At 73.9% G+C, this 23299-nt stretch carries 3 protein-coding genes; all 3 read left to right on the plus strand.

Translation table 11 applies throughout. From position 1 onward, the window contains the following. The first annotated feature begins 30 nt into the window (after nt 1-30). The 3 genes from ABZU99_RS29990 to ABZU99_RS30000 all read left to right on the plus strand — a co-directional run bounded on the left by ABZU99_RS29990 (nt 31) and on the right by ABZU99_RS30000 (nt 23272). Nucleotides 31-14625 (plus strand): amino acid adenylation domain-containing protein, encoded by a 14595-nt coding sequence (locus ABZU99_RS29990; protein WP_356048866.1) that lies wholly within the window; start codon nt 31-33, stop codon nt 14623-14625. Then, the gene (locus tag ABZU99_RS29995) at nt 14625-21863 is read left to right on the plus strand and encodes an amino acid adenylation domain-containing protein (protein ID WP_356048868.1); all 7239 of its coding nucleotides are present in this window, start codon (nt 14625-14627) and stop codon (nt 21861-21863) included. The genes ABZU99_RS29990 and ABZU99_RS29995 overlap by 1 nt, the downstream gene beginning before the upstream one ends. 158 nt (nt 21864-22021) lie before the next feature. After that, complete coding sequence (locus ABZU99_RS30000; protein WP_356048870.1) at nt 22022-23272, plus strand: cytochrome P450; 1251 nt, start codon at nt 22022-22024, stop codon at nt 23270-23272. Nucleotides 23273-23299 lie beyond the last annotated feature (27 nt).

The raw sequence follows: 23299 nt of genomic DNA on the forward strand, positions 1-23299 counted from the left end.
CGTACGCCGCGGGAGGAGATTTTGTGCGGGTTGTTCGCTGAGGTCCTGGGGGTGGAGCGGGTCGGGATCGATGACAGCTTCTTCGAGCTCGGCGGCCATTCCCTCCTCGCCACCCGCCTCGCAAGCCGCATCCGGTCCGTCCTCGGGGCGGAATTCGCCATCCGGCAGGTGTTCGAGTCGCCGACCGTCGCCGCCCTGTCCGCGCTGCTCGACGGCGTCGACGGCATGGCATCCGCTCGTACGCCCGTCACCCGCGCCGACCCGCTCCCCAACCGTGTGCCCCTCTCCCTCGCCCAGCAGCGCCTGTGGTTCCTGCATGGCTTCGAGGGCCCCAGCGCGACGTACAACATCCCCATGGCGCTCCGCCTGACGGGGACGCTCGATCAAGAGGCGCTGCGCGCCGCGCTCGCCGATGTCGTCGGCCGCCATGAGCCCCTGCGCACCCGCTTCGCCGAGGACGCGGACGGCGCGTACCAAGTGGTGCAGCCCCCTGCCGGGCCCGAGTTGGAGATCGTCGAGACGACCGAGGACGCGGTGACGGAACGGCTCGCCGAGGCCGCCCGGTACCACTTCGACCTCACCGCCCACGTGCCGTGCCGCTCCTGGCTGTTCACCTTGGCGCCGGACCAGCACGTCCTGCTGCTCCTCGTCCATCACATCGCCGCCGACGGCTGGTCGGCCCGTGTGCTCGCCGAAGACCTCGCCACCGCCTATGCCGCTCGGTGTGCGGGTGGCGGCGCACCCCAGTGGGCGCCACTGCCCGTGCGGTACGCCGACTACGCGCTGTGGCAGCGTACTGCCCTCGGCTCCGAGAACGACCCGGACAGTCTTCTCGCGCGCCAGCTCGCCTACTGGACGGAGGCGCTGCGCGATCTGCCCGAGGAGCTGGCGCTGCCCACCGACCGGCCGCGACCGGCCGTCGCCTCGCACCGGGGCGAGCAGCTCGGGTTCGAGGTGTCCGCCGAACTCCACGCCGGGGTCACCGAGCTCGCCCGTACCCACCGGGCCAGCGTCTTCATGGTCGCGCAGGCCGCTCTCGCCGCCCTGCTGTCCCGGCTCGGCGGCGACAGCGGAGAGGGAATCATCCCGATCGGCACGCCCATCGCCGGCCGCACCGACGACGCCGTGGAACACCTCGCCGGGCTCTTCGTCAACACCCTGGTGCTGCGCACCGACACCTCCGGCAACCCCGCCTTCGCCGATCTGCTGGCCCGGGTACGCGAGACCGACCTGGCGGCGTACGCCCACCAGGACCTGCCGTTCGAGCGCCTCGTCGAGGCCATCAACCCCGAACGGTCCCTCTCCCGGCATCCCCTCTTCCAGGTCATGCTGGCCTCTGCCCACGAGCGGTCGCGGGCGCTGACCCGGCTGCCGGGGCTGACGGCCGAGCCGTTGCGGATCGGTACCCGGACCGCCCAGTTCGACCTTTACCTCACCCTTCAGGAGCGGCATGCCGAGGACGGCACGCCCCAAGGCATCGGCTGGACACTGGAGTTCAGCACCGACCTCTTCGGCCGCTCGACCGCGCGGCGGCTCGCCGAGCGGTTCGTACGTGTCCTCGAGGCGGCGGTCGCCGCCCCCGACACGGCCGTCCAGGACCTCGACCTGCTGGCCCCCGCCGAACGCGAAACCGCCCTGCTGACCTGGAACGACACCGCCGTCGAGCCGCCCAGCGCCTCCGTGGTCCAGCAGTTCGAGCGGCAGGCCGTGGCAACTCCGCACGCGACCGCCGTCGAGTACGACGGGAGGAGTCTGTGCTACGCCGAGCTGAACGCGGCCGCCGGGCGGCTGGCCGGCCTTCTGCACGCCCGTGGCTGCGGCGCCGAACGGTTCGTCGCGCTCGCCCTGCCGCGCACCGAACAGCTCGTCGTCGCGCTGCTCGCCGTCCTCAAGTCCGGTGCGGCCTACCTGCCCGTCGACCTCGACTACCCGGCCGACCGGATCGCGTTGATGCTGGAGGAGGCCGACCCCGTCCTCGTCCTGACCACGACCGAAGCGTCCGCCGCCCTACCCGCGGGCATGCCGGACGACCGGATGGTCCTCCTCGACGGACTCGACGGACTCGACGGAGCCGACTGGCTCGACGGACCCGACGGACCCGACGGACCCGACCGACTCGGCGAGTCCGACGCCCCGGACCCGGCCGTCGGCCAGGAGCGGAGCCCCGATCACGACCCGGCCCACCCGGCGTACGTCATCTACACCTCCGGCTCCACCGGGCGCCCCAAGGGCGTCGTCGTGCCCCATCGCGGCCTGGCCAACTTCCTCGCCGACATGGGTGAGCGCACCGCGCTCACCCCGGACGACCGGCTGCTCGCCGTGACCACCATCGGCTTCGACATCGCCGGGCTCGAGATCCTCGCCCCGCTGCTGCGCGGCGCCACCGTCGTACTCGCGGGCCGCGACACCGTGCGCGACCCCGCCGCGCTGTCGGCCCTCGCCGCCGCCCGTGGTGTCACGGTCCTGCAGGCCACGCCCAGTCTGTGGCACGCGCTGGTCACCGACGGCGATCCGGCCGCCCTGCGTGGCGTCCGCGCCCTGACCGGTGGCGAGCCGCTGCCGGCGGAGCTCGCCCGCACCCTGCGCGCGCACACCGCCTCGGTGACCAACCTCTACGGGCCGACCGAGACCACCATCTGGTCCACGGCCGCCGAGGTGGACGCCGCCACCGTGGACGCGCCCGTCATCGGCCGCCCCCTGGCCAACACCCGCACCTACGTCCTCGACCGCGCCCTGCGCCCGGTCCCCGTCGGTGTCGCGGGGGAGCTGTACATCGCGGGCGCGGGGGTCGTGCGCGGCTACCTCGGGCGGCAGGAGCTGACGGCTGAGCGGTTCGTCGCCGACCCGTACGGCGCGGCGCACGGCGACGCCGGAGGGCGCATGTACCGCACCGGCGACGTGGTGAGCTGGACCGAGGACGGTGATCTGCGGTTCGTGGGCCGCGCTGACGGACAGGTCAAGCTGCGCGGTTTCCGCATCGAACTCGGCGAGATCGAGGCCGTGCTCGCCACCCACCCCGACGTACGGCGGGCCGCCGTCGTGGTCCGCGAGGACCGGCCCGGCGACCGGCGCCTGGTCGCCTACACCGTCATCGGCGAGGGCCGCACCGCTCCGTCCCCGGCACAGCTGCGCGACCACGTGGCCGCCGCGCTGCCCGGGTACATGGTGCCCGCCGCGTTCATGGCCCTGGACGCCCTGCCGCACACCCCCAACGGCAAGCTGGACCGCAAGGCGCTGCCCGCGCCCGAGTACGCCGCCGAGAGCGGCGGCCGCGGCCCGCGCGACGCGCGCGAGGCGGTGCTGTGCGAGCTGTTCGCCGAGGTCCTCGGCGTGCGGCCGGTCACCGTCGACGACGACTTCTTCGCCCTCGGCGGGCACTCCCTGCTCGCCACCCGGCTCGTCGCCGCCATTCGCACCGCCCTCGGCGTCGAACTCGCCATCCGCACCCTGTTCGAGGCGCCCACCGTGGCCGGCCTCTCCGCGCGGCTCGACGGCGCGGCCCGCGCCCGCCGCGGGGTGGGCGCGGGCCCGCGGCCGGAGCGGTTGCCGCTGTCGTACGCGCAGGCGCGGCTGTGGTTCCTGAACCGCTACGAAGGCCCCTCCGCCACCTACAACATGCCGCTGGCGCTGCGTCTGACGGGCCGGCTGGACCGCGCCGTGCTCGCTGCCGCGCTGGCCGACCTCGTCGCCCGCCACGAGCCGTTGCGTACCGTCTTCGCCGAGGACGCCGACGGGCCGTACCAGGTGGTGTGGGAGGCGGCGGCGTCCGCCGGGCTCGCCGAGCCGGAGATCGTGCGGGTCACGTCCGACCAGCTCGACGCGCGGCTGGCCGAGGCCGCCCGGCACGGCTTCGACCTGTCCGCCGAACCGCCCCTGCGCACCTGGCTCTTCACGCTCCCCGAGCCTGAGGACCCGGCCGACCAGGAGCATGTCCTCCTCGTCCTGGTGCATCACATCGCGGCGGACGGACAGTCGCTGCCCGTCCTGGCCCGCGACCTGAGCACCGCCTACGCGGCCCGCCGTGCCGGATCGCGCCCCGACTGGGCGCCGCTGCCCGTGGCGTACGCCGACTACGCCCTGTGGCAGCACGAGATGCTCGGCTCCGACGACGACCCCGCATCGCCGCTGGCCGCCCAGCTCGACTACTGGCGCGGGGCCCTCGCCGGGCTGCCCGAGGAGATCGCCCTGCCCGCCGACCGGCCGCGCCCCGCGGCCCCCTCGTACCGCGGCGACCGCGTCGGCCTCACGGTCCCCGCCGCGCTGCACTCCGCCCTCGCCGAGCTGGCGCGCGCCACCGGCACCAGCCTGTTCATGGTGGTCCAGGCCGCCGTGGCCACGCTGCTCTCCCGGCTGGGCGCCGGTACGGACATCCCGCTGGGCAGTCCGGTCGTCGGCCGCGACGACGAGGCCGTCGAGAACCTCGTGGGCGTCTTCGTCAACACCCTGGTACTGCGCACCGATCTGTCCGGCGACCCCACCTTCACCGAACTGCTGCGGCGGGTACGGGAGACGAACCTGGCCGCCTACGGTCACCAGGACGTGCCGTTCGAGCGGCTGGTCGAGGGGCTCAACCCGGAGCGGTCGCCGGCCCGGCACCCCCTGTTCCAGGTGCTGCTCGTCCACAACAACGCGGTGCCGGACGCCGGTCCGCGCACGCTGCCCGGCCTCACGGCCGCCCCCTACCGCGTGGACACCGGCGTCTCCCGCTTCGACCTGCTGCTGTCCTTCACCGAGCGGCGCGACGAGCGCGGCGCGCCCGCGGGCCTGGAGACGACGCTGGAATTCAGCGCCGACCTGTTCGACCGGGCGACCGCGGACGCGCTGGCCGGCCGGCTGCTGCGGCTCCTGGAGACCGTGACCGACGCCCCGGACCAGCCCGTCCACGCCATCGATCTGCTGCGGTCCGCAGAGCGCGACCAGGTCCTGCGGGAGTGGAACGACACCGCCCGGCCCGTGCCCGGCACCACCCTGCCCGGCCTCTTCGAGCGGCAGGCCGCGCTCGCCCCGGACGCCCCCGCCGTCATCGGCGCGCACACCCTGTCGTACGGGCAGCTCAACGCCCGCGCCAACCGGCTGGCCCGCCGCCTGATCGCCGGGGGCGCCGGCCCCGAACGGTGTGTGGCCATCGCCATGCCGCGCTCCGAACTCTGGCCCGTGGCTCTGCTCGCCGTCCTCAAGACGGGCGCCGCCTGGCTGCCCGTGGACCCGCGGCAGCCCGCCGACCGCGTCGCGTTCATGTTGTCCGACGCCCGCCCCGCGCTCGTCCTCACCGGCGACGAACCCGAACTGGCCGAGCCCGTGAGCCCCGCCGGAGAGCCGGGCCCCGGGAACGTCACCGACGACGAGCGCACCACGCCGCTGCGCCCCGACCACCCGGCGTACGTCATCTACACCTCGGGCTCCACCGGCCGGCCCAAGGCCGTCGTCATGCCGGCCCGCGCCGTACTCAACCTCCTTGCCTGGCACCACAGCGTGCTGCCCGGCGCGGCGGGCACGGTCACCGCGCAGTTCACGGCCGTCAGCTTCGACGTGTCCGCTCAGGAGATGCTGTCCGCGCTGCTCTACGGCAAGACCCTCGCGATCTGCCCCGAGGACACCCGCCGCGACCCCGACGCCCTCGCCGCCTGGCTCGACCACCACGCCGTCCAGGAGCTGTACGCGCCGAACCTCGTCGTGGACGCCGTCTGCCGGGCCGCCGACGACGCGGGGCTGCCGCTCGCCGCCCTCGCTGACATCGCCCAGGCCGGTGAGGCGCTCACCCCGCGCGGCGCCGTGCAGCGGTACCACGCCGCGCGCCCCGGCCACCGGCTGCACAACCACTACGGCCCCACCGAGACCCACGTGGTCACCGCGCACACCCTCCCCCCGCACCCCGAGGAGTGGCCCCAGGCCGCGCCCATCGGCCGGCCGGTCGCCAATATGAGCGCCTACGTGCTCGATGCCCGGCTGCGGCCCGTGCCGCCCGGGGTGCCCGGCGAGCTGTACTTCGCGGGAGCCGGGCTGGCCCGCGGCTACTGGGACCGGCCGCGGCTCACCGCGGAACGGTTCGTGGCCTGCCCGTTCGGGGCGCCGGGCGAGCGGATGTACCGCACCGGCGACCTGGCCCGCTGGAGCACGGACGGCGACCTGCACTACCTGGGCCGCGTCGACGACCAGGTCAAGATCCGCGGCTTCCGCGTCGAACTGGGCGAGGTAGAGGCCGCCGTACGGCAGCACCCCGGCGTCGCCCGCGCCGCCGTCGTCGTCCGCGAGGACAGCCCCGGCGACAAGCGGCTCGTGGCCTACGCCGTCCCCCGGGACGGGCACCGCCTCGACGCCGCCGCCGTGCGCGCACACGCCGCGACCGCGCTGCCGGACTACATGGTGCCCGCCGCCGTGGTCGCCCTCGATGCCCTGCCGCTGACCCTCAACGGCAAGCTCGACCGCCGCGCCCTGCCGGCCCCGGACTACGGCGCCGGCCTCGGCGGCGGCCCCGGCCGCGCCCCGCGCTCCCCACGTGAGGAGATCCTCTGCGCCCTCTTCGCCGAGGTCCTCGACCTGCCGGCGGTCACCGTCGACGACGACTTCTTCGCCCTCGGCGGCCACTCGCTGCTGGCGACCCGGCTCGTCGGCCGCGTCCGCTCGACGCTGTCCGCCGAGATCGCCGTCCGCCAGGTCTTCGAGTCACCGACCGTCGCCGAGTTGTCCGCCGCCCTCGACAGCGCGGAGCGCGCCCGTACCCCGGTCACCGCCGTCACCCCGCGCCCCGAGCGGCTGCCGCTTTCCTTCGCACAGGCGCGCCTGTGGTTCCTGGAGCGGCTGCACGGCCCCAGCGCCACCTACAACATCTCCGCCGGGATCCGGATCACCGGCGCGCTGGACGTCGACGCGCTGCGCGCCGCGCTCGCCGACACCGCCGCCCGCCACGAGACGCTGCGCACGGTCTACGCCGAGGACGCCGACGGCCCGTACCAGGTGCCGCTCGGCGACGGCCCGGCCCCCGAACTGACCGTCACCGAAACCACCGAGGACGAGCTGGCCGGGCAGGTGGCCGGGGCCGCGCGGCGCCCCTTCGACCTCTCCGCCGACCTGCCGCTGCGCGCCCACCTGTTCGACCTCGGCGCCGAGGCGTACGTCCTGGTGCTGGTGATGCATCACATCGCCGGCGACGGCTGGTCCCTGCCGATCCTCGGACGCGACCTCGGCACGGCCTACGCGGCGCGCCGGGCGGGCCACGCACCCGAACAGCCCGCGCCCGCCGTGACCTACACCGACCACACGCTGTGGCAGCGCACGGTCCTCGGCGACGACAGCGACCCGGACAGCCCCCTCGCCCGCCAGCTCGACCACTGGCGCCAGGCCCTCGACGGCCTGCCCGAAGAGCTGCCGCTGCCCACCGACCGGCCCCGCCCGGCGCGCACCGCGCACCGCGGAGACCTCGTCGGCTTCGAGCTGCCCGCCGAGCTGTACGCGCGGCTGCGGGAGGTGGCCCGGCAGACCCGGTCCAGCCTCTTCATGGTCCTCCAAGCGGGGCTCGCCGCCCTGCTGTCCCGGCTCGGCGCGGGCACGGACATTCCCCTCGGCGCTCCCGTCGCGGGCCGTACCGACGACGCGGTGGGCGAGGTCGTCGGCCTCTTCGTCAACACCCTGGTGCTGCGCACCGACACCTCCGGCGACCCCACCTTCGCCGAACTCATCGCCCGCGTCCGGGAGACGGACCTGGCCGCCTACGCGCACCAGGACATCCCCTTCGAGCGGCTTGTCGAGGCGCTCGCGCCCGAGCGGTCCCTCACCCGCCACCCGCTGTTCCAGGTCGCGCTGGCGCTCAACAACACGGCGCAGTCCGCCGCGGCCGGCGCCCTGACCCTGCCGGGCGCGACCACCGCGCCGTACCCGGTCGGCACCTCCACCGCCAAGGTCGACCTGGCCTTCGCCCTGCACGAGCGGCGCGAGCCGGGCCGCGAAGGGCTGACCGGCGTCCTGGAGTTCAGCACCGACCTCTTCGACCGCGCCACCGCCCAGCGCCTCGCGGATCGCCTCGTCATGCTGCTGGACCAGGCCTCCGCCGACCCGGGGCGGAGGCTCGGCCGGGCCGAGATCCTGGATGCGGCCGAACGGCGCCGGGTCCTCACGGAGTGGAACGAGACCGGGCCGGGCCGGCCGCCGCGCACCCTGCCGTTGATGATCGAGGAGCAGGCGGCCCGCCGCCCCGGGCACACCGCCGTCGAGGGCGACGGCGAGGCGCTGACCTACGGAGAGCTGAACGCGGCCGCCAACAGGCTCGCCCGCTACCTGATCTCCCGGGGGGCGGGACCAGAGCGGTTCGTGGCGCTGGTCCTGCCGCGCTCCACCCGGTGGGTCGTGGCGATGCTCGCGGTGCTGAAGTCCGGTGCCGCCTGGGTGCCGGTCGACCCCGGCTATCCCACCGACCGCATCGCGTACATGCTCACCGACGCCGACCCGGTGCTCGTGCTGACCGACGCGGACACCCGCCCCCTCGTCGCGGAGACCGCCGGTGACCGGGCCGTCGACCTGGACGATCCCGCCGTACGGGAGCGGCCGGCCGGCCTCCCCGACAGTGATCCGGCCGACGCCGAGCGCGGCGCCGCCCCGCACACCGCGAACCCCGCGTACGTCATCTACACCTCGGGCTCCACGGGCCGCCCCAAGGGCGTGGCCGTCTCCCACCACGGCCTCAACTCCCTCCTCTTCAGCCACATCGAGAACCTGGCGATGGACCACACCAGCCGCGCGCTGCAGATCATGTCGCTGAGCTTCGACGCCGCCGTGGCCGATGTGACCCAGGCGCTGGTGGCCGGGGCCACACTGGTGCTCGGCCCGGCCGACGGCCGGCTCGCCGGCGAGGACCTCGCCGAGCTGATCACCGCCCGCGCCGCCACCCATGTGCTGCTCCCCCCGCCGGTGCTGGCGACCGTCCCCGAGGACCGGGTGCCGACCCTGCGGGCCGTTATGACCGGCGGCGAGGCGTTCGACGCCGCGCTGGCCCGTCGCTGGACCCGCGGCGGACGGCGCGTTATCGACGCCTACGGGCCGACCGAGGCCACTGTCACCGCCACCATGAGCCGGCCCCTCGCCGAGGGCGAGGCGCCGCACATCGGCCGACCCGTCGCGGGCGTCCGGGCCTACGTCCTGGACGCCGGCCTGCGGCCGGTCGCGCCGGGCGTCGGTGGCGAGCTGTACCTGGCGGGCGGCGGACTCGCGCGCGGCTATGTGCGCCGCGCCGCGCTGACCGCCGAACGGTTCGTGGCCTGCCCGTTCGGCGCGCCGGGCGACCGGATGTACCGCACCGGCGACCTGGTGCGCTGGAACGCGGACGGCCACCTGCAGTTCCTCGGCCGCTCCGACGACCAGGTCAAGCTGCGCGGTTTCCGCATCGAGCTCGGCGAGGTACGGGCGGCCGTCGCCGCCCTGCCCGGCGTGGACCGGGCCGAGGTGCTGGTGCGCGAGGACCGCCCCGGCGACCGCCGCCTCGTCGCCTACGTGGTGCCCGCGGACGGCGCGACCCTCACCCCCCAAGCGCTGCGCGAGGGTCTCGCCGAAACCCTCCCCGGCCACCTGGTGCCCTCGGCCCTCGTGCCGCTCGACGCGCTGCCGCTCACCCCGCACGGCAAGCTCGACCGCAGGGCGCTGCCCGCCCCCGACTACGCCGCGTCCGGCCCCGGCACCGGCCGCGCGCCGCGCACCCCGCACGAGGAGATCCTGTGCGGGCTGTTCGCCGAGATCCTCGGCCTGCCCGAGGTCACCGTCGACGACAGCTTCTTCGATCTCGGCGGCCATTCGCTGCTGGCCACCCGGCTGGTCAGCCGGATCCGCTCCGTCCTCGGCGCGGAGCTCGGCATCCGCACCCTCTTCGAGACGCCCACCGTCGCGGGCCTGGCCACCGCCCTCGGCGGCGGCACCCGGATCCGTGCCCGCCTCACGCCCCGGCCGCGCCCGGCGCGCACCCCGCTGTCGTACGGACAGCGCAGGCTGTGGTTCCTCAACCGCTTCGAAGGACCGAGCGCCGGCTACAACATGCCCCTGTCGCTGCGGCTGACCGGCCCCCTGGACCGCGCCGCCCTCGCCGCCGCGCTCGCCGACGTCGTGGCCCGGCACGAACCCCTGCGGACCGTGTTCGCGGAGGACGCCGACGGCCCGTACCAGCAGGTGCTCGCGCCCGAGGACACCCCCGTCGAACTGCGTGTGGTGCCCGTCACCACCGCCAACCTCGACGAACGGCTCACCGAGGCGGCCGGGCACGCCTTCGACCTGTCCCGTGAACTGCCGCTGCGCGCCCACCTCTTCGCGCTCGCTGACGACGACCACGCCCTGCTGCTGCTGATGCACCACATCACGGCCGACGGCTGGTCCATCCCGCTGCTCGCCCGCGACCTGACGCGCGCCTATACCGCCCGGCGGGCCGGCCAGGCCCCCGACTTCGCCCCGCTGCCCGTCAGCTACACCGACTACACCCTGTGGCAGCGGGACCTGCTCGGCTCCGAGGACGAGGCCGACAGCGAGATCAGCGCACAGCTCGCCTACTGGACCCAGGCCCTCGACGGGCTGCCGGAGGAGCTGGCCCTGCCCACCGACCGGCCCCGTCCCGCCGCCCCGTCGTACCGCGGCGGACGCTTCGACATCGAGGTGCCCGCGGCCCTGCACGGCCGGCTGCGCGAGGTGGCCGACGCGCACGGCGCCAGCGTCTTCATGGTGCTCCAGGCGGCGCTCGCCACGCTGCTGCACCGCATGGGCGCGGGCGACGACATCCCACTCGGCTCACCGGTCGCCGGGCGCACCGACGACGCGGTCGACGACCTCGTGGGCTTCTTCGTCAACACCCTCGTGCTGCGCACCGACGTGTCCGGCAACCCCACGTTCGCCGAACTGCTCGGCCGGGTCCGCGAGACGGTGCTGACCGCCTACGACCACCAGGACGTGCCGTTCGAGCGGCTGGTGGACACCCTCAGCCCCGCCCGCACCCTGGCCCGGCACCCGCTGTTCCAGGTGATGCTATCGCTCAACAACACCGACCGCGCGGTGACCGCCGCTACCGGCGGCAGCCACGGGCTGCGGGTCACGGGCCGGCCCGTCGGGACCGGCACCGCCTCCTTCGACCTGCTCTTCGGATTCGGCGAACTGCCCGCCGGGGCCGGGGGCGCGCCGGGCGGCATGTACTGCTCCGTCGAATACAGTGCCGACCTCTTCGACCGTGCGACCGCCGAAGCCATCGCCGACCGGTACCTCCGGCTGCTCCAGGCCGTCACCGCCGACCCGCCGCGCCGGGTGGACCTCATCGACGTCCTCGCCCCCGCCGAGCGCGACCGCGTCCTCGGCGAGTGGAACGCGACCGGGCACGAACTGCCCCGGCAGACCTGGCCGCGGCTGTTCGAAGCGCAGACCGGGCGCACACCGCACGCCACCGCCGTCGACTTCCAGGGCACGGCCGTCTCGTACGCGGAGCTCAACGAGCGGGCCAACCGGCTCGCACACCACCTCATCGCCGCGGGCGTCGGCCCCGAGCAGTTCGTCGCCGTGGCCCTGCCGCGCACCGACGAGCTCATCGTGGCGCTGGTCGCGCTGCTCAAGGCGGGCGCCGCCTACCTGCCCATCGACCCCAACTACCCGGCCGACCGGATCGCGTTCATGCTCGGCCAGGCCAGGCCCGCGCTGCTGATCACCACGGCCGGGCAGGCGCCGGCCCTGCCGGACTGCGACGCGCCCCGGCTGCTGCTCGACGACCACGCCGTACGGGATGCCGTCGCGGCCCGGCCCGGGCACAACCCGACCGAGCGGGACCGCACCGCGCCGCTGCGGCTCACCAGCGCGGCGTACGCCATCTACACCTCGGGCTCCACCGGGCGGCCCAAGGGCGTCGTCGTGCCGCACACCGGCATCGCCGCGCTCGCCGCCGCACACGCCCACAGCCTCGCCCTGGACGCCGACAGCCGCGTCCTGCAGCTGGTCTCGCCCAACTTCGACGCGGCCATCGGCGACTTCGTGATGACGCTGCTGACCGGGGCGACGATGGTCCTCGGACCGGTCACCGGCCATGTCGGCGGCGATGAACTGGCCGAGCTGGTCACCGGCGACCGGGTGACCCACATGGCGCTGCCGCCCACGCTGCTGGCCACCCTCGACCCGGACCGTGCCCCCACCCTGCGCGGCGTCCTGATGGGCGGCGAGTCCTTCTCCGCCGAACTGGCCGCGCGCTGGTCGCAGGCGGGGGTGCGGGTCATCAACGTGTACGGGGCCACCGAGTCGACCGTCCTGACGACCATGAGCGCTCCGCTGCGCGGCGACGGCGTGCCGGACGCCGGCGGGCCCATACCGGGCGACCGGCTCTACGTCCTGGACGCCGCCCTCCATCCGGTCCCGCCGGGTGTCACCGGCGAGGCCTACCTCGCGGGCGAAGGTGTCGCCCGCGGCTATCTGGGCCGCCCGGGGCTGAGCGCGGAGAGGTTCGTCGCCGACCCGTTCGGCGCGCCGGGGGAGCGCATGTACCGCACCGGCGACCTGGTGCGCTGGACCACCGACGGCCGCCTCGTCTTCGCGGGCCGGGCCGACGAACAGGTCAAGATCCGAGGCTTCCGCGTCGAGCTCGGCGAGATCGAGGCCGTCCTGGCGCGGCACGCCGCCGTCTCCCAGGGCATGGTGATGGTCCGTGAGGACCGCCCCGGCGACCGCCGCCTGGTCGCCTACCTCGTCGGCGCCGGCGGGGCGGCCGAGCGGGAGGACGTACGGGCGCACCTGGCGCGCAACCTGCCCGACTACATGGTCCCGGCAGCCCTCGTGGACCTGCCGGAGTTCCCGCTCACCCCCAACGGCAAGATCGACCGCAAGGCCCTGCCCGCGCCCGACTTCGGTGCCGCACCCCAGGGGCGCGGCCCGCGCGACGAGCGCGAACGCGTCCTGTGCGGCCTCTTCGCCGAGGTCCTCGGGCTCGAACAGGTCGGCACCGAGGACGAGTTCTTCGCCCTCGGAGGCGACAGCATCATGTCCATCCAGCTCGCGAGCCGCGCCCGCCGGCAAGGGCTGGTGATCTCGGCGAAGGACGTCTTCGAGCACAAGACGGTCGCGGCCCTGGCCCGCGTGGCCACCGACGCCGTCGACGCCGTGGCCGAGGAGGAGGGCGCGAACCTCGGCGAGGTGCCGCTCACCCCGATCGTGCACTGGTTCGCCGAACTCGGCGGCCCCGTCGACCGGCTCCACCAGTGGCGGGTGCTGCAGGCCCCGGCCGGCTGCGACCGGGAGCGGCTGGTGGCGACCGTCCAGGCACTGCTCGACCACCATGACGGCCTGCGGCTGCGCCTGGTCACCGGCCCCGGCGGGCCCGGCGAGGGGCCGGGCGCGGGCGACGGCTGGCGGCTGGAGGTCACCGCGCCCGGCAGCGTACCGGCCGGCGACAGCGTGGTGCGCGTCGACGCCGAGGGGCTTTCGGAGGAGGCGTGCCTGGAGCTGATGGCCCGGCACGCCAACGACGCCCGGGACCGGCTTTCCCTGACCGACGGCCGTCTCGTCCAGGCCGTGTGGTTCGACCGCGGCCCGCACTCGCCCGGCCGGATCTTCCTGAGCATCCATCACATCGCCGTGGACGGCGTGTCCTGGCGGATTCTGCTGCCCGATCTCGAAGAGGCGTGGAAGACGGTGGCCGCGGGCCAGCGGCCGGCGCTGCAGCGGGTCGGCAGCTCGCTGCGCGGCTGGGCCCTGCGCCTTGCCGACTGGGCGCTCGACCCGGTACGGGAGGCCGAACTCGGCCACTGGAAGCAGGTGCTGGCTCACTCCGAGCCGCCGCTGGGCCGGCGCCCGCTCGACCCCGGCCGGGACGTGAACGCGACCGCCGCGCTGCTGACCAGCTCCCTCGACCCGGACCTCACCGAAGCCGTGCTGACGAGCGTCCCCGAGACCTTCCACGCCGGCGTCAACGACGTCCTGCTGACGGCCCTGGCCATGGCGGTGGCCGAACTGCGCGGCGGCGGACGGCCCGGCGGGGTCCTCGTCGACCTGGAGGGCCACGGCCGCGAGGAGCATCTGCTGGACGCCGAACTGTCACGGACCGTCGGCTGGTTCACCAACATGTACCCGGTACGGCTGGACCCCGGGGCCTACGACCGCGCCGAGGCCATGTCCGGCGGAGCCGCCGCCGGACAGGTCCTGAAGCGGATCAAGGAGCAGCTGAGCGCCGTCCCGGACAACGGGCTCGGCTACGGCGCGCTGCGCTATCTCAACCCGCGCACCGGCCCGCGCCTCGCTGGATCCGGCGGCGCCCAGATCGGCTTCAACTATCTCGGCCGGTTCACCGAGGCACACACCACCGAGGCGACGACGGACTTCTCCGTCCTCGCCGACCTCAGCGGCGTCGGCGGCCAGGACCCCCGGATGCGCCTGCCGCACGCGCTCGATCTCGCCGCCGTCACCCGCGACGGCGCGCGCGGTCCGGAGCTGACCGCCCACTGGCTGTACGCCCGCGACGTGCTCACCGCCGACGAGGTGGGCCGCCTCGCCGACGCCTGGGTCCGGGCGCTGCGGGCTCTCGTGGAACACACCCGGCGGCCGGCCGTCGGCGGCCACACCCCGTCGGACATGGCTCTGGTGGACATCAGCCAGAGCGAAATCGATCTGCTGGAAGATGAGTGGAGGACGTCCTAATGAGTCAGTCGGGGCTGGAGGAGATCCTGCCGTTGTCCCCCTTGCAGGAGGGGATCTTCTTCCACAGCGTGTACGACGAGACCGCGCCGGACCTGTATGCCGTGCAGCTGGTCGTCGACCTCGAAGGCCCGCTGGACCGCACGGCGCTGCGGGCCGCCGCCGACGGCCTGCTGCGCCGGCATGCCAACCTCCGCGCGAGCTTCCGCTACGAGGGCGTCAACCGCTCCCTGCAGCTCATCCACCGCGAGGTGGCGGTGCCCTTCCACGACGTGGACCTCACCGGGCTGCCCGAAGCCGAGCGGGCCGCCGCCGCGGACCGGGCCGTCGCCGAGGACCGCGCCCGGCGACTGGACCTGAACCGGCCGCCGCTGCTGCGCTTCACGCTGGTGCGGTCCGGCGACGACCGGCACCGGCTGGTCCTGACGTTCCACCACCTGCTGCTCGACGGCTGGTCGCTGCCGGTGCTGTGGCGTGAGCTGTTCGCCCTCTACACGAGCGCCGGCGACGCCTCACGGATGCCTTCCGTACGCCCGTACCGCGACTACCTGGCCTGGCTCAAGGGCCAGGACCGGGCCGCCGCCGAGCACGCCTGGCGGGAGGCGCTCGCCGGGCTCGACGGGCCGACCCTCGTCGCCCCGGAGGCCGGCGAGGTGGCCATGGTCCCCGGCCAGATCAACACCCAGCTGTCGGGCGAGACCACGGCGGCGCTGACCGCGTGGGTCCGCGAGCAGGGCCTGACGATGGGCACCGTGCTGCAGGGCGTGTGGGCCATCGTGCTGTCCCGGCTCACCGGCCGCGCCGACGTGGTGGCCGGCGTCACCGTCTCGGGGCGGCCCTCGGAGATCGACGGCATCGAGTCGATGATCGGCTTGTTCATCAACACCGTGCCGATGCGCGCCCGGTTACGCCCCGCCGAGCCGATGTCCGTGTTCCTCGCGCGTCTGAAGGAGAGCCAGACGCGGCTGCTCGCACACCAGCACATCGGCCTCGCCGACATCCACCGGCTGGCGTCGGTCGGTGGCGGGGCGCGCGGCGCCCTGTTCGACACGCTGACCGTCTTCGAGAACTACCCCAGCGGGGGCGGCGGAGGCGGCGCGTCGCACGCGGCGCTGCGCGTCACCCGGGTCGACAGCCAGGACGCCAACCACTACCCCCTCTCGCTGATCGGCGCACCGGGCGAACGCATCTGGCTGCGCCTGGACTACCGGCCCGACCTGTACGACGAGGCCGCCGCACAGCGGATCGTGGACCGTGTCGTCGGGGCCCTCGAGGCCGTGGCGGCGGCCCCTGACAGCCCCGTCGCCCGCATCGCCGCCGCGGCCGGGCCCGGCGGCGGCGCGCTGCCCAAGGGGTGCGCCGGCGCGCGGACCGCGGTGCCCGAGGGAGGGCTCGCGCGGCTCTTCTCGGACCGGGCCGAGCGCGTCCCCGACCGCCCGGCCGTCGTCTCGGACCATCAGACACTCACCTACGCCGAACTCGACGCCAGTGCCAACCGGCTGGCCCACCGCCTGATCGCGCAGGGCGTACGCGCCGAAACCCCCGTGGTGATGGTGCAGGAACGCTCGGCGCTGGTGCCGGTCACCGTCCTCGCGATCCTCAAGGCGGGCGGCTACTACGTGCCTTTGCACGACACCTACCCCCTGGAACGGATGCGGCAGGCCGTGGCCGAGGTGGGCGCCGAGGTCGTGGTCACCGACCGGGCGACCGCCGCCCGCGCCGGCGAACTGGGCCTGACCACCGTCGTCGTGGACGAGACACCGCCGGGGGAGTGGCCGGACACCGAACCCGAGGTGCCCGTCGCGGCCGGCCGGCTGGCGTACGTCATGTTCACCTCCGGCTCCACCGGCCGCCCCAAGGGCGTCGGCGTCACCCAGCGCGGCGTCGCCGAGCTGGCCTTCGACAGCCGCTGGCACACCGGCGCCCACGAGCGGGTCCTGATGAACGCGACCCAGGCGTTCGACGCCTCGACCTACGAGCTGTGGATACCGCTGCTGTCGGGCGGCCGGATCTGCGTCGTACCGCCCGGCGAGCCCGACGTCGCCACCCTCGAGCGCGTCATCCGGGACCACGAGGTCACCGGCGCGCTGCTGACCACCTCCCTCTTCAACCTGGTGGCCGAGGAGCGGCCCGAGGCGTTCGCCGGCATGAGGGAGATCACCACCGGCGGTGACGCCGCGTCCGCCGAAGCCTTCCGGCGGGTCCTGGCCCACTGCCCGGACATCACGGTCACCAATCTGTACGGGCCCACCGAGATCACCATGAACGCCACCCACCACGCGGTCACCGCGGCCGATCCGCTCGGCCCGCTGGTACCCATCGGCGGGCCCATGGACAACACCCGGCTCTACGTCCTGGACGACAACATGCTGCCGGTCGCCGACGGCGTGCCCGGGGAGCTGTACGTCGCGGGCGCGGGGCTGGCCCGTGGCTACATCGGCCGCGCCGCCCCGACCGCCGAGCGATTCGTCGCCGATCCGTTCGGCCCCGCCGGCTCCCGTATGTACCGCACCGGCGACCTGGTGCGCCGCGACGCCGACGGCGTCCTGGAGTTCGCCGGGCGTGCCGACCACCAGGTGAAGATCCGCGGCTTCCGCATCGAACCGGGCGAGGTGGAGGCCACCATCGCCCGGCACCCCGCGGTCGGACAGGCCGTCGTGCTCGCCCGCGCCGACCAGACCGGCGAGAAGCGGCTGGTCGCCTACCTGGTGCCCGCCGCGGGCGCCGAGGAGGACGAGGCGCCCGGAGCCGAGGAGCTGCGCGCCCACGCCGGTCAGACGCTGCCCGGCTACATGGTGCCCACCGCGTTCGTCACGCTCCAGGCGCTGCCGGTCATGCCGAACGGCAAGGTGGACCGCAAGGTTCTCCCCGAACCCGACTGGGACACCGCCGCCCACGGCCGCGGCCCGCGCAGCCCGCAGGAGGAGATCCTGTGCGGGCTCTTCGCCGAGGTCCTCGGCGTCGCCCGGGTCGGCATCGACGACGACTTCTTCCAACTGGGCGGCAACTCCCTGATGGCGACCCGCCTCGTCAGCCGCGTCCGCTCCACCCTCAAGACCGAACTCGCCATCCGCGAACTGTTCGAGTCCACGACGGTGGCCGCGCTCTCCGCCGTCCTCAACCGTGCCTCCCACGGCCGTGGCGGCATCACCGCCGTCACCCCGCGCCCCGAGCGTGTCCCGCTGTCCTTCGCGCAGGCCCGGCTGTGGTTTTTGAACCGCATCGAGGGCCCCAGCCCCACCTACAACCTCCCCGTGCCGCTGCGGCTGACCGGCCGGCTCGACCACGCCGCCCTGCGCGCCGCGCTCGCCGACCTCGTCGGCCGCCACGAGCCGCTGCGCACCGCCTTCGGCGAGGACGCCACGGGGCCCTACCAGAAGGTGCTGGCGACCTCCCCGTTCCCGCTGGAGACCGTCACCACCACGGAGGGCGAACTGCGCGGCCTGCTGGACGAGGCCGCCGCGTACCGCTTCGACCTCACCTCAGAACCCCCGCTGCGCGGCCGGCTGTTCCAGCTGTCCGAACGGGAACACGTTCTTCTGCTGCTCCTCCACCACATCGCGGCCGACGGCTGGTCCATGCCGCTGCTGCGCCGCGATCTGACCGTCGCGTACGCGGCCCGCAGCGCCGGCCGGGCCCCCGAGTGGCAGCCCCTGCCGGTGAGCTACGCGGACTACGCCATCTGGCAGCGCGACATGCTCGGCTCCGAGGACGACCCCGACTCCCCGATGTCCCGCCAGCTGGCCTACTGGACCAGGCAGTTCGACGGCATGCCCGCGGAGTTGGAGCTGCCCGCCGACCGGGAGCGGCCCAGCGTGGCCTCGGGCCTGGGCGGCATGCTGTTCTTCGACGTTCCCGAGGACACGCACGCCGGGCTCGCCCGGCTCGCCCGTGACACCCGCTCGACGATGTTCATGGTCGTCCAGGCCGGGCTGGCGGCCCTGTTGGGGCGGCTCGGCGCCGGCACCGACATCCCCATCGGCACCCCGGTCGCGGGACGTACCGACGATGCGATCGGCGAGCTCGTCGGCTTCTTCGTCAACACCCTCGTGCTGCGCACCGACGTGTCCGGGAACCCCACATTCAAGGAGCTCGTCGCCCGCGTGCGGGAGGCCGACCTGGCCGCCTACGCGCATCAGGAGGTGCCGTTCGAGCGGGTGGTGGAGGTGGTCAACCCGGAGCGGTCGCTCGCCCGCCACCCGCTGTTCCAGGTGCAGCTCTCCTTCAACAACAACGACCAGCAGGCCGCCGCCGGAGTGCACGGCAGGCTGCCGGAGCTCACGGTGTCCAACGAGCCGGTCACCGTGTCCACGGCCAAGTTCGACCTGCTGTTCTCCTTCGCCGAGCGGCGCGGCCCCCAGGGCGAACCGGCGGGTGTGCAGGCGTCCCTGGAGTACAGCCTCGACCTGTTCGGCGCCGAGACCGCTCAGTCGATCGTCGACGGGTTGCTGGCCCTGCTGGCGCTGGTCGTCCAGAACGCGGACCTCAGGGTCGGACGCATCGACGTCCTGTCACCGGAGCGACGCCGGCAGGTGCTCGACGGATGGAACGACACCACCCGCGCCCTTCCCCGGCGGAGCCTGCCCGAGCTGTTCGAGGAGCGCGCCGCCCGCGCCCCCGACACCACGGCGGTGCTGTACGAGGCCGTGGCCGCCGACGGCACACCCGAGGGTGTGGAGCGGCTGTCGTACGCCGAACTCAACGGCCGGGCCAACCGGCTGGCGCGGCTGCTCCTCGAGCGCGGCGCCGGCCCCGAGTCCCTAGTGGCCATCGCGATGCCCCGCTGCCCGGACCAGGTCACCGCGGTGTGGGCGGTCCTCAAGACCGGCGCCGGCTACGTTCCCGTCGACCCGGCGCACCCGGCCGAGCGCGTCGCCTACCAGCTCACCGACGCCGACCCGGCCCTCGTCCTGACCACCGGGGCGATCGCCGCCGGGCTGCCCGAGGGCGGCGCGCCGCGGCTGCTCCTCGACGACCCCGCCGTTCTCGGCGACCTCGCGGGGCGGTCCGCCGCCGATGTCACCGACGAGGAGCGGACCGGCGTTCCACTGCCCGACCACCCGCTGTACGTCATCTACACCTCCGGCTCGACCGGCCGCCCCAAACCTGTGGTGATGCGGGCCGGCAGCCTGCGCAACCTCATCGGGTGGCAGGAGGACCTCCTGCCGTGCGGTGGGGCCGGTGCGGACGCCGCCGGGGCCACGGTCACCGCCCAGTTCGCGCCCGTCGGCTTCGACGTGTCCGCCCAGGAGATCCTCTCGGCGCACACCGCCGGAAAGACCCTGGCGCAATGCCCGGACGACGTGCGGCGCGACCCGGAGCAGCTGGTGGCCTGGCTCGCCCGGCACGGCGTACAGGAACTGTTCGCCCCCAACCTGGTGATCGAGGCCGTTGCGACCGCCGCCAACGAGGCCGGCGCCGACCTGCCGGCCCTCCGCGAGATCGTGCAGGCCGGGGAGGCCCTGACGACGGGGGAGGCGGTCCGCGCCTTCCATGCCCGCGTCCCCGGACGCCGGCTGCACAACCAGTACGGACCGACGGAGACCCATGTGGTGGGCGGGCGCGTCCTGGAGGGGGACACCTCGGCGTGGCCCGACAAGCCGTCCATGGGCGGCCCCGTCGACAACGCCCGGCTGTACGTCCTCGACGAGGCGCTGCACCCGGTCGCCCCCGGTCGGCCAGGCGAGCTCTACATCGCCGGATCCCCACTCGGCCGCGGCTATCTGCGCCGCCCAGGCATGACCGCCGAACGGTTCGTCGCCGACCCGTTCGGCGCACCGGGGGAGCGGATGTACCGCACGGGGGACCTGGTCCGCTGGACGGCCGAGGGCCGTGTCCGCTACCTCGGCCGGACGGACCACCAGGTCAAGATCCGCGGCTTCCGCATCGAGCCCGGCGAGGTGGAGGCCGTGCTCGCGACCCACCCCACCGTGGCCAAGGCCGCCGTCCTGGCCCGCGAGGACCTGCCCGGCGAGAAGCGTCTGGTGGCGTACGTGGTGCCGGCCGAGGGCGAGAGGGAGCCCTCCGCGCCCGGGGCCGACGGCGAGGCGCTCGCCGCGCACATCGCCCGCAGCCTGCCGGACTACATGGTCCCGGCGGCGTTCGTGACCCTCGAGTCGTTCCCGCTGACCGCCAACGGCAAGCTGGACCGCCGGGCCCTGCCCGCTCCCAGCGGGACCGCCCCGATCACCACCCACCCCCGGACACCCGAGGAGCGGCTGCTGGCCGAGCTGTTCGCCGAGTTGCTGGGCGTACCGGCCGTCGGCGTCCACGACGACTTCTTCCGGCTGGGCGGCCACTCCTTCCTCGCGACCCAGTTGGTGCGCCGCATCCGCACGACCTTCGGGGTGGAGCTGTCCGTGCGCAGCGTCTTCGAGGCCCCGACCGTGGCCCGGCTGGCCGAGGAGCTCGGCTCGGACACCACCGGCGACCCGCTCGCGCCGCTGCTGCCGCTGCGCACCGAGGGGGAACGGCCCGCCCTGTTCTGCGTCCACCCCGGCACCGGTACGACCTGGTCCTTCGCAGGGCTCCTGGCCCATCTCGCCCCGGACCAGCCGCTGTACGGGCTGCAAGCGCGCGGCCTGACGGAGCCCGACCGCATGCCCGCGTCCCTCGCGGAGATGGCAGCCGACTACGTCGCGCGGATGCGCACGGTGCAGCAGTCCGGCCCGTACGCGCTGCTGGGCTGGTCGTTCGGCGGTCTGGTCGCCCACGCCATGGCCGTCCAACTGGAGGAGGAGGGCGAGAAGGTGAGCCTGCTCGGCATCATGGACACCTTTCCGCCGGACCTGGAGGCCATCGCGCCCGACTGGTCCGACCAGGAGATCATCGCCCCGCTGCTGGCCTCCGGATTCGCCTTCGACCCGGACGACCTGGCCACGGACCGCGATGCGGTCCTCGCCCGCTACGCCGCCCATCTGGAGGAGGAGAACAACCGGGCGGCCGGGCTCGGCGAGCACGGCCTGGTGCGCAGCGTCAACGCGTACGTCCACAACAACCGGCTCATGGGCACCTTCGAGCCCGGAGTGTTCAGCGGGGACCTGCTGTTCTTCACCGCCACCCGGCCGACCCCCGGGGTCAGTTACCCCGAGCAGGTCATGCGGAAGCTGGTGCCCGAGGCGTGGAGCCCGTACGTCAAGGGTCGCATCACCAGCGTCGAGGTGGACTCCGACCACGGCGCGATGCTCTCGTCCCCGGAGGCCGCCGCGCGGATCGGCACGGCCTTGCGAGAGGAGCTGTGAGCGGCGCCTTTCGCGGGAGCGGAGCGAGGGCATGAAGGGACATTCAGCCGCCGCTGAAAGACCATGACCCTCGTCGACGGCCGGTGCTAGCGTCGCTGGCGTCGACCGTCGACGGAATATCTGGACCACCACTACGACGAGCGAGGGAATCCCGGGGCATGACCCAGCCAATCGACGGTGTGAACCTGGCCGATCCGCGGACCTTCAACGAGCGTGATCTCACGGATTTCTGGACCCATCTGCGCTCCGAGGAACCCGTTCACTGGCACCCCCCGATGGACGGCAACCCGGGATTCTGGGTGGTCAGCCGGTACGCCGACATCATGTCCGTTTACCGGGACAATGTGAACTTCACGTCCGAGCGGGGAAACCTGCTGGTCACCCTGCTCGCCGGAGGCGACTCCGCGGCGGGCAAGATGCTGGCCGTGACGGACGGGCACCGCCATCGGGAACTGCGGAAGATCGTGCTGAAGGCCTTTTCGCCACGTGCCCTGGAGCGGATATCCGAGCGCGTCCGGGAGAACACCCGCGCGCTGGTCTGCGAGGCGGTCGAGGAGGGCACCTGTGATTTCGCCGAGGACATCGCGAGTCGCATTCCCATGGGTACGATCGCCGATCTCCTGGGCGTGCCCCCCGCCGACCGGGACTTTCTGCTCACCATGACCAAAGCGGCGCTCAGTTCGGACGCGGTCGACGCGGATGACCAGGACGCGCTGATGGCGCGTAATGAAATCCTGTTGTATTTCGGCGAACTGGTCGAGGAGCGGCGCCGGTCACCGGGTGACGACGTCATCAGCGTGCTGGCGGGCGGCCAGATCGACGGGCAGTCGCTGAGCGAGGACGAGATGGTTCTCAACTGCTACAGCCTCATCATCGGCGGCGACGAGACCAGCCGGCTTTCGATGATCGACTCCGTCCACACCCTGGCGCACCACGAGCGGCAGTGGCAGGCGCTGCGCGACGGCGACGTCCCGCTCAGCAGCGCCGTCGAAGAGGTGCTGCGCTGGGCCACGCCCGCCATGCACTTCGGCCGCACCTGCCTGGCCGACACCCGGGTCGGCGGCGTGGACATCGCGGCCGGCGACATCGTCACCCTGTGGCACAGCTCCGGCAACCGCGACGAGGCGGTCTTCGACGACCCGGGCACCTTCGCCCTGGACCGCTCGCCGAACAAGCACATCACCTTCGGTTACGGGCCGCACTTCTGCCTCGGGGCCTATCTGGCTCGGGTGGAGGTGTCCGAACTGCTGTCGGCGCTGCGGACGTTCAGCGACGGGTTCGAGATCAGCGGCCCGCCGCAGCGGATCCACTCCAACTTTCTTACCGGGTTCAGCAGCCTGCCCGTGCGTTTCGAGCCCTGCGCGTCGGGACGCGACCGGTACGAGGCCACCCGCGGCGCGGCTGTCTGACCGCGGCGCCCCGAAGGCACCATCCGA

The sequence above is a fragment of the Streptomyces sp. NPDC005266 genome (assembly GCF_040607655.1).
GTDB lineage: Bacteria > Actinomycetota > Actinomycetes > Streptomycetales > Streptomycetaceae > Streptomyces.